The sequence below is a fragment of the Peribacillus sp. JNUCC 23 genome, assembly GCF_053653995.1.
On the sequence record NZ_CM132202.1, the window covers coordinates 4,466,498 to 4,481,991 of the forward strand.

The window sequence follows — 15,494 nt, forward strand, 5'->3', positions numbered from 1 at the left end:
TCTTATTAAAAATGCTCATATACAATGAACCGACAAATTGTGAAAGAATCGCTGACATTTATGCCATTGCCGTATACGGGCTGCGATATTTGACGCATATTGTGCATCCTTGCGGTCGAAATTTGTGGAGGATGTGAATAATATTCCGAAAGAAAAAGACAAAAAAACCGTCTTGAGACTCTGAAACCCCTACCATTTACACCCTTAGTTAGCATACAATAGCCTAATAGGTTATGTCAATGTGTGGTTCGTGAATTTTGTCACAGAACGGTAATAGTTAACCAATTGTTCACATTTGTATTTTGCCTTTTTGTTGACTTTTTCAAAAATACCTTTTTCATTCAATTATGATGGTCGTTTCAATCTGATCTTCCTTCCCAAATTTCCTTGCAAAAATTATTGCTGTATACAATCCCGCCACCGGAAGCTTGTCTTTAGCTAATTCCTTCTTAAATAAACCTTGCGGTGCGTCTTTCGCCCAATCCAAATAGCCTACAAAACGAAAATTATCTGGATCATAAAGTGCAATCCCCACTTCATCAGCGCCACGTGGTAAATACATCTCATAGCGATATATTCCTTCTTGATCACCGGCACTGAATTCAAATCCCATTACTCTTGGATAGTTCGGTTCCTCCTTCACATAAAGAAACGGTAGACTGATTTCCTTCACGCCTTCAACCAGCTTTAAGTAACCATCATAAATCCCCTTTTTCATAAGTGCTGGGTTTATTTGTAATCCTAACTGGACTTGTTTCTTTTCTCCTGATTGAATGGAAAAGGATGCTGGTAAATCCCACGTAATCCCCTTTTCTTTCATCGGAATCTGAAATGAGTAATGTTTCTTCTCCTTACTGGTGTTTTCAATGACGAGTTTCTCTTCATGTTCGTGAATCCCTTCTTTCTTTGTGAACATCCCAAACGAAAGAGAACTTGGGTAAAGAAGCGTATCTGCCTTTAAAGCTTGATCAATTTGCAGTCGCCCTGCCCCTTGCTCGAATGTACGATACAACTTCCCCTTCTTATCTAACAGTGGTTTGGACGTACTCATTAGGGCAGACTTCACTTGATCCGGTGTCCATTCCGGATGTGCCTGTAGGATAAGCGCACTTGCTCCAGCTACATGTGGAGCAGCCATGCTTGTCCCCTGCATCTCTAAGTATCCCTGTGGAATTGTACTATTAATCGCCACTCCCGGTGCCAATAGATCCGGTTTAATATCCCAACTTACTGTAACCGGCCCTCTTGAACTGAAATCCGCTAACTGATCTTGTTCCTTCTTATATTCAAACTGCACATTCCACTGCTTAGACCGAATCTGCCCCTTTACCAACTCTCCCGACTTTTTTGAAATAGAAACTACTGGTATACCCAAACCTTTTGTCACACTGCCAATAAAATTCCCCTCTGTATTGTTAAAAATAATAACGGCAACCGCTCCTGATTTCTTAGCATTGATGACCTTTTCAGAAAATGATATGCTCCCCCTCTCTATCAGAGCTATTTTCCCTTTCACTTGTTTTAGATCATCTGCCCTTCCTTTCCCCCCATTCATTATTTCTTGTGTGAAACGTAGCTCCCATGGTTCCGTCCCTTGCATAGGCATTAACTGAATCATTTTCTTCCTCGCTCCTAGCCCTACTTTCATATATGGGACAACCATTGGAGGTGTCGATGCCCCGACAGAAATAGCTTTCTCTGCAGTGCCTGGTGAACCAACAGTCCAGACTGCCGGACCTGAGTTTCCATTTGAAGTAACCGCGACGATCCCGCTTTCCACCGCTTTATTTAGCGCAATCGAGATGGGCAAGTCCGGACCATTCACATCATTCCCTAATGATAAATTAAGCACATCCACTTTATCTTCAATCGCCGCTTCAATCGCCCCTAACACTTGTTCAGTATTACCGGTCCCTCCTGGACCGAGCGCTCGATATGCAATCACTTCAGCTTCCGGGGCTACACCTTTCATTTTCCCATTGGCTGCGATAATTCCCGCTACATGTGTACCATGTATGGTCGATTGGTCACCTTGTCCTCTCGTTTCCATCGGGTCTTGGTCTCCATCAACTAAATCACGGCCTCCCTTATACACTTTTCGTAGATCAGGATGTGTATAGTCAATACCGGTATCAATAATGCCAACCTTTACACCTTTTCCCGTGATTCTTTGTTTTTTTTCATCAAAAAAAGACCTAGCTTGATCGGCACCAATAAAAGGAATGCTTGAATCAGCTTGAACACGATAAACCGAAACCTCTGTTATCGCAGAAATTGCATATTCTTTTTTAAGTTTCATAATTTCTTCCTTTTTCCCTTTAACGGAAAATCCTACGATAGCGTGTTTGAATACTTTCCTAAGCTTGAGCGACGGATATTTTGTCAGTATTGTTTGAATGTCAGTAGTAGATATAGGCTTTTCTAACAGCACAATCGCTTTTATACTTTTGGATTCAATTTGTTTTGGCAATGGCGGTAACTGTGTCGCGTCTACTGACGTTACACTTGTACAAATAAAAGTGAGTATGATTAGTAAAGAAAAGCATTTTTTCAGCAAAAGCGACACCCCTTTCACTTATGGTTTCACTTAAGCTCAAGTCTATGCATATGGGGAAGTCCTTTTTCAAAGTAGAAGGTTTTAGATGCAGAATCAAAAAAAGATCTGTTCTCGCAACGACTATACACAGTGAACATTTCATACTGTATATAGAGTTCAAGATCAGACCTTTGTAAAACGCTAATTATTTCCCCGGCACAAACGTTACTGGAGCTTTGTCAGTTTGCTTGAAGTAAAAACGAATGGCTTCTGCTATCCTTGCTGATGTATGTCCATCACCGTAAGGATTGTGAGCCTTCGCCATCTGTTGATAGGCTTCTTTATCCATTAACAGTTCAGTCGCTAGACTATAGATGGTTTCTTCATCTGTTCCAGCAAGCTTAAGCGTACCTGCTTCAATTCCCTCAGGACGTTCCGTTGTATCCCGCAAAACTAGAACTGGAACACCAAGCGAAGGAGCTTCTTCTTGCACTCCACCTGAATCAGTCATGATCAGATATGACTTCGCGGCGAAGTTGTGGAAATCAAATACATCTAATGGTTCAATTAAATGAATGCGCGGATCGTTTCCAAGAACTTCAGCTGCTAATTCTCTGACAACTGGATTCAAGTGTACGGGATAAATGACCTGTACATCATCATGCTCATCAATGAGCCGTTTAATCGCACGGAACATATTGCGCATTGGTTCACCTAGATTTTCACGACGGTGAGCCGTTAATAAAATGAGACGGTCATCGCCAATTTTATCTAAAACGGGGTGTGAATATGTCTCTTTCACTGTTGTTTTTAGTGCATCAATGGCTGTATTTCCTGTAATAAAGATGAATTCATCATTTTTTCCTTCATTTGTTAAGTTCTCAGCTGCTTTTACAGTCGGCGAAAAGTGCAAGTCAGCGATCACTCCTGTCAGCTGACGGTTTGCTTCTTCAGGAAATGGTGAATATTTATTCCATGTCCGCAGTCCTGCTTCCACGTGACCAACTGGTATCTGATTATAAAAAGCCGCTAAGCTCGCCACAAATGTTGTTGTCGTGTCACCGTGTACTAAAACGATATCTGGTTTTACTTCCTTCATCACTCCATCAAGACCCTCGAGGCCCCTTGTTGTTACATCAATGAGCGTTTGGCGATCCTTCATGATATTCAAATCGTAATCTGGTTGAATCGAGAAAATTTCTAATACTTGGTCAAGCATTTGGCGATGCTGCGCCGTTACCGTAACAATCGATTCAAAATGTTCCGATTGGTTTTGTAATTCAAGAACTAATGGAGCCATCTTGATCGCTTCAGGCCTTGTACCAAAGATTGTCATAACCTTAATCTGTTTTGACATGACTGCCACCTCGTTTTATCTTATTTTGTTCCGAACAATCGATCTCCGGCATCTCCAAGTCCAGGAACGATATAACCATGGTCATTTAGCTTCTCATCAAGACCAGCAATGTAAATATCTACATCCGGATGTGCTTCCTTCAATAATTCAACGCCTTCAGGAGCTGCAATTAAACACATAAATTTAATGTTAACCGCTCCACGCTTCTTAATAGACGTAATCGCTTCAATTGCAGATCCTCCTGTTGCAAGCATTGGATCAACAACTATGCACTCTCTTTCTGCCAAGTCACTTGGAAGCTTCACATAATATTCTACTGGTTTCAATGTTTGGGGATCTCGGTATAGACCAACATGCCCTACTTTAGCAGCTGGAATTAAGTTCAAGATTCCATCGACCATTCCGATACCTGCTCGTAAAATAGGAATAATTCCAAGTTTTTTTCCTGACAACACTTTTACTTTCGCTTTGCTAACTGGCGTTTCAATTTCTACTTCTTTTAGTGGCATATCTCTCGTAATTTCGAATGCCATTAAGGTTGCAACCTCATCTACAAGCTCGCGAAATTCCTTCGTTCCTGTTTGAACATCTCGTATAAAAGCCAACTTGTGTTGAATGAGTGGATGATCGAATACATATACCTTTGCCATTAAAGGTTCTCTCCATTTCTATTTCCGGATTTTTTCTTTCCCCTTTTAAAAAGTAGGGAATGTAATTATTCACCAATTTCCTATTGCTCTCCATTAATTGATTTTTGCGCACAGGAATGGTGACGGTTTTCTTATTGCCGGAAAGCCATTTCGACAAAAAAAACACACTTCTAACCATTTTACAGAAAAATATATCTAACTTCAATTATGAATAGAGAAATCATGTGCTCACATGTTTAAAAATCAGCATATTTTTTAACATGTACCGTGAATGAGTTCTTTATCCTTTTTACGCACGAACTGATTTTAGCACATGGATCAAATCCTAAAAAGGAGGCTGTCATAATGAAAGGGCCTAACCCCACATTGCTATATTTCGTTTAGTAGACGTGTAGAGAACACGATAAACGATGGATAGCATGTGAGGGCAGACCCTTTTCGACAACCTCTTTATGAATTATAAAGAGGGGTATAAAGTATATTTTCCAGAAAGAGCTTCCACTCGTTGTTTCGCTTCTTCCAGTTTTGCTTCGTCTTCTACATTTTTCAGAACCAATCCAATAATTGAAGCAATTTCATCCATGTCTTCTAAACTAAATCCACGGGACGTTACTGCTGCAGTCCCAATTCTGACTCCACTTGTTACAAATGGACTTTCAGGATCGAATGGAATCGTGTTTTTATTTACTGTGATTCCAATATCATCTAATGCTTTTTCAGCCACTTTACCCGTCAATCCAACTGAACGCACATCGATCAATAGTAAATGGTTATCCGTTCCACCTGATACAAGCTGGATTCCTTCTTTTATCAAAGCGTCACCGAGGCGTTGTGCATTATCAATGATTTGCTTTGCATATGCCTTAAAATCATCTTGTAGTGCTTCGCCAAAAGCAACTGCTTTCGCCGCAATCACATGCATTAATGGACCACCTTGAATTCCAGGGAAGATGGACTTATCAATCTTTTTCGCAAATTCTTCTTTACAAAGAATCATCCCACCGCGAGGTCCGCGTAATGTTTTATGAGTAGTTGTTGTCACAAAATCAGCGTATGGAACTGGATTTTCATGTAATCCAGCTGCAACTAACCCTGCAATATGTGCCATGTCGACCATTAAATATGCTCCGATTTCATCAGCAATTTCTCTGAAGCGTTTGAAATCAATGGCACGCGGGTAGGCGCTTGCTCCAGCGACGATTAACTTCGGCTTATGCTGGCGTGCTTTTTCAAGTACATCTTCATAATTAATCAGATGATTTTCTTGATCTACTCCATACTCAACAAAGTTATATTGAACACCACTAAAGTTCACTGGGCTTCCGTGCGTTAAATGTCCACCATGAGAAAGATTCATACCAAGAACCGTATCTCCAGGCTCAAGAATCGTGAAATAAACAGCCATATTCGCTTGCGCTCCAGAATGAGGCTGAACGTTTGCATGTTCGGCACCAAAGATTTCTTTCGCACGGTCACGAGCTAAATCTTCGACAACATCCACATATTCACATCCACCATAGTAGCGTTTACCTGGGTACCCTTCTGCATATTTATTCGTTAATACAGATCCTTGGGCTTCCATGACAGCTTCACTTACAAAGTTCTCTGAAGCAATTAATTCAATCTTGCTTCTCTGGCGACCTAATTCTTCTTGAATAGCTTTAAAAACCTGCTCATCTTGATTCGCTAAACGGTTCATTGTAATCCTCCTCTTAATCCGTGATTGTCAGTATGTATCATAGATTGATGAAAAAACCTAATCTACTGAACTACTAGTTTGAAAAATTTCTCTTTCATTTTACCATGTTCAATAAGCAAGCGGTAGTGTATCCATTTAATTTTATCGAACATTATTGTCTATTTTTTATTAATCGTTCGTGTAATATACACTCCCCATAATAAAAACACTCCTCTATATTGACAAGAGAAGCGCTTTACTAAAATTACGAGCAACTTTGGTTTTCTGAAGTATTATTATAAACAGCGCGTTCACCGCCAATGAGTTTTGGACGAGTTTTTGCCATTGTAACATGTGCGTTTCCAATTTCTTTTACAGAAGAGCGAATTGGAACTGCGACATGTTTAAGATGCATCCCAATAAATGTATCTCCAATATCAATACCAGCATCTGCCTGAACATGCTCAACAACTACAGGATTCGCTAGCTGCTGATACGCAGCCGTGGCCATTGCTCCTCCAGCTTTTCTAACAGGAACTACTGATACTTCCTCATACCTTCTTGATTCTGCAGTCTCTCTATCTAAAACAAGCGCTCTATTTAGATGCTCACAGCATTGAAAGGCAAGTTGGACTCCTATTTGTTTCTGAAATACCTGCAATTCAGTGAAGAGCATATTCGCTACATCTAGCGTACCTTCTGTCCCAATCCGTTTGCCGATCACCTCGCTTGTGCTACAACCTATGACAAGCAACTGCTTTTCTGTCAAGCCTGCCTCTTGTTGAAATTCTGCAAGCAAAGTTCTGAATTGGCTTCTGATCAACTCTAATTCTTCATATGCCATGAAATACGCTTCCTTTCAGAATGATCCTTTTTTGTCCTCGTACTCAGAAATTTTCCCAATTCGATTCGCATGACGACCACCTTCGAACTCTTCTACCAACCACGCTTTGGCAATTTCCCGGGCAAGTCCTGGACCAACGACACGTTCTCCCATCGCAAGCATATTGCTATCATTGTGCTGACGTGTCAGCTTTGCACTATAAACGTCATGTACAAGTGCACAACGAATCCCCTTTACCTTGTTCGCAGCGATACTCATACCAATTCCAGTTCCACAAATCAAAATGCCTTTATCATATTCTCCATTCGCTACCTTTTCCGCAACAGGGAGTGCGTAATCCGGGTAATCGACGGATGTTTGACACTCACACCCAAAATCATCATAAGGAATGTCAAGCTCGTCCATTAACTTTTTTATTTCTTCACGGATTACCATTCCGCCGTGATCTGATGTGATTGCTACCTTCATTGGAGTCCTCCCCAGGATTTTTTATTTTTATTGTGTCATAAATGAAAGAAAAGATAAAGGTGTCTTTAACGTAAAACGAAGGGGCAATTTTCACAACCATTATTCATCATCCGTTTTTTTGTTATTCACCAATGTTTTTAATTAATCCTTCGATTAACGCCTGAAGCTCAATGAAGGTTTCCTCATACATTTCTCGTGAACCACCGTACGGATCGAAAACATCGCTATTATTTGGGTCATCGAGCACAAATTCTTTCAATGTAAAGGTCTTATCTGAAGATTGTGGGTATGAAGTCGTTATTATAGATTTATGTCCTTCTGTCATCGTGAAAATATGTGTAGCCCAGTCAATTTCAGCTTTTGTTAAAAGTGTAGAAGAATGAGCCTGATATATATTTTGATCTGATAAAATATTTTTTGCATGATCTGAAGCCGGATGGCCTAATGAAGCATATATACCAGCCGACTTTACTTCTATTCCAGACAGCTTCTTCGCTCGTAGTATTGCTTCTGCCATAGGGCTTCGGCATGTATTTCCCGTACAAACAAATAATACTCGAATCATTAAGTCAGCCTCCTTCAATTCCATTATAGTGGACCATTCTCTAATCCTAAAATCTCGTTTCTATATTCCCTAAGATAAAAGTAGCACTTTATCCTAATGGACGTCCATGACAATTCGAACAATATTTTGACATTTTATACGAGAAACATAAGGTTATGTTCTAATATCTAGAAAAGGCTGACTTATACAGATAATCGCCTTGTTGTAAGCGACGGAAAGGATAACAAAAAAAAGCCAGATTTCAAAAACGCTCTGACTTCGGCTCGTTTATTCATGATTAAAAGGACAGCAAGAGCTTTAAACCGAAAGCACATAAAATGCTACCGCCCAGCACTTCACTATAAACTCCGAGCAATCCTTGAATTTTCCTTCCTGTTAGTAGACCCAGCCAGGTAAGCAGGGTAGCTGCAATTCCAAAGCAGAGAATGGTTAACAATGTTTTCGCTCCATAAATCCCCAGAGTCAGACCAACAGAAAGACTGTCCAAGCTCACACTAATGGCAAAAATGAATAACCCTTTCCCTACCGGAGCAAGGAGAGGAGCGTCTCCTCCTCGTATTCCTGATATACACATCTGAATCCCGAGAATGATAAGTAAAATTCCACCAGCGTAAACAGCAAACACACCAAAATGCCCCGAAATAAACCGGCCAGCTGTCATACCTACTAGAGGCATCCATATATGAAAAAAGCCTACTGTCAAGCCAATGAACAAGATTTGTCTGAGCCTTAACTTGAACATCCCCATCCCAAGCCCGACAGAAAAGGCGTCCATTCCTAATGCAAATGCCATAAGCATTAAAGTTACCAGCTCTCCCGTAACTACACTCACTTTCCCTACCCCCTCGGACGTGCCTACTTCATGTTATGCATGTCCAAAGGGAAATAGAATGAGAAAAGTGAAAGTGCCGCAAGTCCTGTGCACGTCTTTACTTTTCCCTGATTAACTGATGTCCTGCTGCTTTATGCAACCGGTTCATAATAGCTTGACCAATACCTGTTTCTGGATATACTTCTGCCAAAATCAGATCTACATCAAGATCATTGAATGTCCGTAATGTATCATATAATTTCGCTGCAATTGAATGTAAATTAGCCAGAGAACCTGAACAAACGAGATAATCCGCTTGATAATTATCCACGTGCTCTTCGGGCACCATCACCGCAACCTTCTTGCCTTCTGCTTGATACTGATCGACTAGCTGTTGGAAAAATTCCCGTTTGCCTTCAATTAAAATAAGCGGTGCATTTGGCGCATAATGGGTATATTTCATTCCAGGTGACTTCGGTGTAACTGCTTGATTTTTAAGTGCTGCATCTTCCGTAACCGGACCAATAACAGCTTCAATTTCTTCTTTTGTCACACCACCAGGTCTAAGAATGACAGGTACCGGTACTGTACAATCAAGAACGGTCGATTCCACTCCTATACCGGTAGGACCGCCATCGACTATACCTGCAATCCTTCCGTTTAAGTCGGCCGAAACGTGTTTTGCCGTTGTCGGGCTTGGTTTTCCTGATGTATTAGCACTTGGAGCTGCAATCGGCACACCACTCGCACGGATTAATTCAAGTGCAACGGGGTGATCTGGCATTCTGACACCCACAGTTCGCAAACCTGCTGTCACACTATTTGGCAAAACACCTTCTTTTTTTTCAAGAATGAGCGTGAGAGGACCTGGCCAGAATTCCTTAATTAAGATTTCCGCTAATTTAGGAATCTCTGCTGTAATTTCATTTAACTGTTCCATTGACGCAATATGAACAATTAATGGGTTATCATTAGGACGACCTTTTGCTCCAAATATTTTCCTTACCGCTTCATCACTTTTAGCATTCCCTCCTAATCCATAAACGGTCTCAGTTGGGAAAGCAACAACCTCATTTTCAGCAAGTAAATGAGCCGCCTCTATTAGTTGTGGATAACCTTTTTTCTTATCCACAGTTTTATCCACTATCCACAAAATAGTTTCCATCATTAACACCTTCACCTTTTTTACATTATGTTCTATTTCTTATTAAAAGAATCTTATTATTTCACCTTTTATTAAAAAAGTTACTTTGAAAGTATAAAAGATGACTGTAAATAAAACAAGTGTTATCCACATTTTGTGGATAACACTTGTTTGTTTGTGAATAACTTTGTGGGTATGTTGATTAATTCAAAGAATTTTCTGCATAAACCACCGATTTTCCTGTTGGATTAGCTTTTCCACATGTGGAGAACTTTTTATCTCTTGTGCTATACTTTCTTTTCTTTCAAAACCAAACGCTTCAAAAAACGCGAGCGAGCTTCGTTTCTCTGTCACAAGATAGATTGACGCTAATTCGCGACTCTTAGCTGCAAGTAACATACATTGAATAAGCTCTGAAATTTTCTCTGTAGGAAATGCAGGTGAAATCACAAAGGATCGTAGCAATCCGGAATTTCCGATGGGGATTAATCCAATGGTTCCCAAGATTTCACCTTCATCATCTTTAGCGACTACAAAGTAATGATATTGTTTCTGTAAATCTACCTCTCCTACATTAGCTTCCGATAAAAACAGCTCCAACTCTGGAATGTCCATTTCACTTACTTGATAGAATATCGTCATACGTATCGCCCCTCTAGTTTTTTACTAGGTATATGATAGAAACCCTAAACTAGAACTCCGAGTAAGAACAAACGGAAAAGCGACTTGATCAACCTAAAGAGGTTAGCATCAGCCAAAAACAGCTCCAATAACAGAAGAACGCAGTTGCAATTTAATTGGCAATGTCGTCAGCCCTCCCCTTCATACAAACGGTCAAAATAATTGAGAAAATAGCTCTGCAAAAAATGATTTTACGATAATCGGTTCTTCTTCTTGACCATTGTAGATCGAGTCCTGCTTTACAGCTACTTGAACTTGTTGTGAGTCAGGCTGCTTCTGTAATTCTTCATTATTGTCAAGAAGACTCTCTGTTTCTTCTTTATTCTCAATAAGATCCCGTGATTCCTCTTTATCCTCAGTGAGATTCTGTACTTCTTCTTCCTCTTCAACAAGACTCTGCGCTTCTTCTTTCTCTTCAACAAGACCCCGCGCTTCTTTTTTCTCTTCAACAAGACCCCGCGCTTCTTTTTTCTCTTCAACAAGACCCCGCGCTTCTTTTTTCTCTTCAACGGGACTCTGCGCTTCTTTTTTCTCTTCAATCAACTCAATAGAACTTTGCGTTTCTTCTTGCTCTTCAATAGGTTTCTGTGATTCTACTTCCTCCTCTTCAAAAGGTGTCTGACTTACTGCTGTTCCATTTGAAAAATCAAGAAAGCATAAGGGTGGGAATAACACACACCACCAATTAGCTCCTTCCCCCGCTCCCAATGTAATGACAATCGCCTCATATTCGCCTGCTGGATATAAATATTGGCCGTACAGCTTCGTTGGAAATTCAGCTTTACCGAATTTAACCGAGACTGCTTGATTCAAACCTTTTTCCGCTATGATTCTTTCTGCTATTTTCTGGATCTGTGGAATATTAGATGAAATGGTTGTTCTTGCTTCGTCTAAGGATGTTAAATCTTCAACCCAGGTAGTGATCTCCTTATTCACTTCATCGCGGATGAGTCGTTTGACTACTTGATCTGCCTCTAAATCACTATTAGCAAGAATCCTTAACCTAATCGCTTCGTCAGGTATCATCTCAGTTTCTTCAACTGTCGCCTCCACTTTAGGCATATATAAACTTACGATCGTTCCAATCGTTAAAATTAATAGATAGATAAGTGCTAAATTTTTTCTCATCTTTATCCTCTCCCCTCACAAAAATAGTGTCACCAGAAAGGGAGTGTTTTAAACTATATATCTAGAAAAAAATAAAGTATCGATTATCCTAACTTTTTAAAAGTTTAATAGAATCCATTTACATTATAGAAAAAGACCCGTTTATCCACCGCAACGGGGGAAAACTGGTCTTTAACAGAGAAAGCAGACTTTATAAGCACTTTTTGTTTTAAAGTTCAGCAAAAACCATTCGGTCCTTGCCATTAATATCATATTCAACACTGACCAAAGCTTTTGGAAATGTCTTTTGTAAAATTTCAGCAACTGAATTACCCTGTCCTGCACCGAATTCAAAGCCGATGAGTCCTGGTTTTTTCATAACACGGGGGAGCTCCTCCATAAACCGACGATAAAAGTCCAAACCGTCCTCACCCGCGAACAAAGCACGGTGTGGTTCATGTTCGGTTACAACGACTGACATCGTTTCTTTGTCAGCTACGGGAATATAGGGCGGGTTGGAAAGAAGGATATCGAACGTTTGTCCCTTTTCAATAAATGGCGCTAATAAATCTCCTTGTACCCACTCGATCTCTGCCGATAGAGCATTTCCATTTGTTCTAGCAACATCCAAAGATGGTTTCGCAATATCTGTCGCAGTCACAAGCAAATTGGGACATTCTAGCTTCATCGTAATGGCAATTGCACCGCTTCCTGTTCCAATATCCACAAGCGTGAGCGACTGTTCTACTGGAAACATTTTTTTGATTTTACGAAGTGCATGTTCAATTAATTCTTCCGTTTCCGGTCTTGGAATCAGAACTTCTTCATTCACCTTAAAGGTTCTGCCATAAAACTCCTCGGTCCCAGTAATATATTGAACAGGCGTACCCTCTGCATGCTTTTCCACAGATTGAATAAACGATGTTTTTATATGTTCGGGAAGTTCATCATGTAAACTCGCAAGCAACTGTGAGCGATTTACTCCAAGGTAATACTGCAGTAATATCTCACCCGCATTCCGATCTCGATTATTCTCCACTAGAAAAGAAGAAGCCCAATTCAGGGCTTCGTATACTTTTTTACATGACTTAATCATCCGCATTTTGTAGCCTAGAGGATTGGTCCTCTACAATTAATGCATCAATTACATCATCAAGCTTCCCTTCCATGATTTGATCGAGCTTCTGAATCGTCAAACCAATTCGATGGTCTGTCACACGATTCTGTGGGAAGTTGTACGTGCGAATTCGCTCTGATCGATCACCTGTTCCAACTGCCAACTTACGGTTTTGATCGTACTCAGCTTGAATTTCCCGGTTAATTTTATCATACACACGAGCACGTAAAACCTTCATAGCTTTTTCTTTATTTTTGATCTGCGACTTTTCATCCTGACACGAAACAACCGTATTCGTCGGAAGATGTGTTAATCGAACAGCGGACATCGTTGTATTTACACTCTGTCCCCCAGGACCACTAGAAGCAAATGTGTCGACGCGAATATCTTTTTCATGGATTTCAATTTCCACTTCTTCTGTTTCAGGTAATACAGCAACCGTAGCTGTTGATGTATGAATTCGGCCACCTGACTCTGTTTCAGGAACACGTTGAACGCGGTGTGCTCCATTCTCAAATTTCAATTTAGAATAAGCGCCATTTCCGTTAATCATGAAGATAATTTCCTTGTAACCGCCTAGTCCTGTTGCATTGGCATCAATGATTTCAGTTTTCCAGCCCTGCATCTCAGCATATCGGCTATACATGCGATATAGACTTCCAGCAAATAACGCTGCTTCATCTCCACCAGCTGCGCCGCGGATTTCCATAATTACGTTTTTATTGTCATTTGGGTCTTTGGGAATTAAAAGAACTTTTAACCGAGCTTCCAACTCTTCAATATTCGATTCAAGTTCATTTAACTCTTCTTTAACCATCTCTTTCATATCCGCATCAAGCTTTTCATCAAGCATCGCTTTCGCTTCTTGATATTGTTCCCGAATGACTTTATATTCCTTATACGTCATAGCGGTATCTTGAATATCCGATTGTTCCTTCGAGTATTCTCTAAGCTTATTTGAATCATTGATCACTCCAGGATCACTTAATAATTCATTTAATCGTTCGTATCTATCTTCAACTGCCTGTAGTCGATCAAACACTCTTTTCACCTCATAATTTCCAAGGAGGATGTCCCAAAAAGATCTGATCCATATGTTTTGGACACACCATCCATTGATTCGCCTCTTTAGCTTTTTAGTTTATCCATTTCATGTTAATTATAGTATAGGATAATAATCAACGTCAAAGACAATCGGGTGAAGGATGCTTGAATCAGGTAATCTTTCATTAATGATCTCGTTTTACATCAATATGATAACGTGGTAAGGCTTTAATCAGAAGACGATGAATTCGTTTCTTTTCCTTCTTCCATTCTGATTCTGTCTTAATTTTCCCATGATCATCAATGGGCACAACCATCGAAAGCCCATTCACCCAGACACTCGTTGCCTCATAATCCGTTTCTGCCTCGACTGTTTTACGAGCTTGCTCGATATCAGCTCCAGTAGAAGGGGCTACGTTCGATACACTATTCGGAGTATTTAACAGCTGATCAGCGGGCAGATTACTATAATGCCCCCTCTCACTCGTTACCTTATTCAGATTACTTGTGGCAACTTCATTCGCATTATTCTTGTCACCTGCGTTGTTCGACAAGCCATTACAGCCTGCTAATAACGCGATGATTACAAAAGACCATATTTTTTTCATACGGAACCCCCCTTTAATCCTGCCCTTTATTGGGCTTAGTGATAGGCTACCCATATTGGACACAAAACATAGGCGAAACCCAAGAGGCATAATGACGAAAAAAAACTGAGGATATCCCACTAACAAAGGGTCATCCTCAGTTTCATTATTTTGTATGATTCTTTATGATACTTCTCATCTTTTCGGACTTACCAGGCACCATATGATGATGTCTACATCTAGGTTCATACGCTTCAGAGGCTCCAACAAGTATGATAGGTTGATCATAGGCAGCTGGAAGTTCATTCACAAGTCGCTGAGTTCTACTTGCTGCTGAACCACAAACCGCACAAACAGCTTGAAGCTTTGTGACAGATTCCGCCAACGCCATCAAAGTCGGTACAGACCCAAATGGTTCACCCCGAAAGTCCTGATCCAATCCAGCCAGGATGACACGATAACCGCTGTCCGCAAGTTGCTGGGCAACGTCTACAATTTCTTCGTCAAAAAATTGTACCTCATCAATCGCAATGATATCTATTTTTTTATCGAGATAATTAAAAATCTCAGTAGAATGCGAAATCGGTTTTGCCATAACAGACGATCCATCGTGAGACACTACAGCTTCTTTCGCATAGCGATTATCAATAACAGGTTTGAAAACAGCAATACTCTGTTTCGCAAACTGAGCTCGGCTGACTCTTTTAATTAATTCCTCTGATTTCCCTGAAAACATACTTCCACAAATCAATTCAATCCAGCCAGATTGTTTCATTTCATACATTGAAACAGTCACTCCCCTTTCCAGCTATTACCCTTTCTTCCGACCAATTTCTCACGATCACTTCGTCCTGATTCTTGGTCCAAAAACCTAATCTATAAAAACAGAATTAACAACCCTGTCA

General features: G+C 40.3%; 15 protein-coding genes. All 15 read right to left on the bottom strand.

The features are described 5' to 3' along the window. Nucleotides 1–337: 337 nt before the first annotated feature. Nucleotides 338–2,557, bottom strand: a complete 2,220-nt coding sequence (locus tag JNUCC23_RS21285) for a S8 family serine peptidase (RefSeq protein WP_454213483.1) — start codon at nucleotides 2,555–2,557, stop codon at nucleotides 338–340. Between the two features lie 184 nt (nucleotides 2,558–2,741). After that, on the bottom strand, nucleotides 2,742–3,893 hold the full coding sequence (gene wecB / locus JNUCC23_RS21290; RefSeq protein ID WP_454213485.1) for a non-hydrolyzing UDP-N-acetylglucosamine 2-epimerase: 1,152 nt from the start codon (nucleotides 3,891–3,893) through the stop codon (nucleotides 2,742–2,744). Nucleotides 3,894–3,913: 20 nt separating this feature from the next. Continuing rightward, the gene (upp, locus tag JNUCC23_RS21295) at nucleotides 3,914–4,543 is read right to left on the bottom strand and encodes a uracil phosphoribosyltransferase (RefSeq protein WP_062185406.1); all 630 of its coding nucleotides are present in this window, start codon (nucleotides 4,541–4,543) and stop codon (nucleotides 3,914–3,916) included. A 457-nt stretch (nucleotides 4,544–5,000) separates the two neighbouring features. After that, nucleotides 5,001–6,242: a serine hydroxymethyltransferase gene (gene glyA / locus JNUCC23_RS21300; RefSeq protein WP_403075996.1), complete on the bottom strand. Its 1,242-nt coding sequence runs from the start codon at nucleotides 6,240–6,242 to the stop codon at nucleotides 5,001–5,003. A 244-nt stretch (nucleotides 6,243–6,486) separates the two neighbouring features. Continuing rightward, entirely contained in the window at nucleotides 6,487–7,065 is a 579-nt protein-coding gene (locus tag JNUCC23_RS21305; protein ID WP_454213487.1) for a TIGR01440 family protein, read from the bottom strand. Nucleotides 7,066–7,080: 15 nt separating this feature from the next. Beyond that, complete coding sequence (gene rpiB, locus JNUCC23_RS21310) at nucleotides 7,081–7,533, bottom strand: ribose 5-phosphate isomerase B (protein ID WP_403076002.1); 453 nt, start codon at nucleotides 7,531–7,533, stop codon at nucleotides 7,081–7,083. Between the two features lie 121 nt (nucleotides 7,534–7,654). Beyond that, nucleotides 7,655–8,098 carry a low molecular weight protein arginine phosphatase gene (locus JNUCC23_RS21315; protein WP_454213489.1) on the bottom strand — a complete coding sequence of 148 codons (444 nt, stop codon included), beginning with the start codon at nucleotides 8,096–8,098 and terminating at the stop codon, nucleotides 7,655–7,657. Between the two features lie 277 nt (nucleotides 8,099–8,375). Then, nucleotides 8,376–8,930 (bottom strand): manganese efflux pump MntP, encoded by a 555-nt coding sequence (locus JNUCC23_RS21320; RefSeq protein WP_062185397.1) that lies wholly within the window; start codon nucleotides 8,928–8,930, stop codon nucleotides 8,376–8,378. Between the two features lie 97 nt (nucleotides 8,931–9,027). Continuing rightward, complete coding sequence (locus tag JNUCC23_RS21325; protein ID WP_454216168.1) at nucleotides 9,028–10,074, bottom strand: L-threonylcarbamoyladenylate synthase; 1,047 nt, start codon at nucleotides 10,072–10,074, stop codon at nucleotides 9,028–9,030. A gap of 186 nt (nucleotides 10,075–10,260) precedes the next feature. Then, nucleotides 10,261–10,695, bottom strand: coding sequence for a GNAT family N-acetyltransferase (locus tag JNUCC23_RS21330; RefSeq protein WP_403076007.1), 435 nt, complete (start codon nucleotides 10,693–10,695; stop codon nucleotides 10,261–10,263). Between the two features lie 192 nt (nucleotides 10,696–10,887). Continuing rightward, nucleotides 10,888–11,862, bottom strand: coding sequence for a stage II sporulation protein R (gene spoIIR / locus JNUCC23_RS21335; protein WP_454213492.1), 975 nt, complete (start codon nucleotides 11,860–11,862; stop codon nucleotides 10,888–10,890). A gap of 208 nt (nucleotides 11,863–12,070) precedes the next feature. Continuing rightward, nucleotides 12,071–12,937, bottom strand: a complete 867-nt coding sequence (prmC, locus tag JNUCC23_RS21340; RefSeq protein ID WP_454213494.1) for a peptide chain release factor N(5)-glutamine methyltransferase — start codon at nucleotides 12,935–12,937, stop codon at nucleotides 12,071–12,073. Next, a complete protein-coding gene (prfA, locus tag JNUCC23_RS21345; protein ID WP_172798514.1) occupies nucleotides 12,930–14,009 on the bottom strand; it encodes a peptide chain release factor 1 in 1,080 nt (359 codons plus the stop codon). The genes prmC and prfA overlap by 8 nt, the downstream gene beginning before the upstream one ends. A 178-nt stretch (nucleotides 14,010–14,187) precedes the next feature. Then, entirely contained in the window at nucleotides 14,188–14,610 is a 423-nt protein-coding gene (locus JNUCC23_RS21350; protein WP_403076016.1) for a hypothetical protein, read from the bottom strand. Between the two features lie 145 nt (nucleotides 14,611–14,755). Further along, entirely contained in the window at nucleotides 14,756–15,373 is a 618-nt protein-coding gene (locus JNUCC23_RS21355) for a thymidine kinase (protein WP_403076019.1), read from the bottom strand. Nucleotides 15,374–15,494 lie beyond the last annotated feature (121 nt).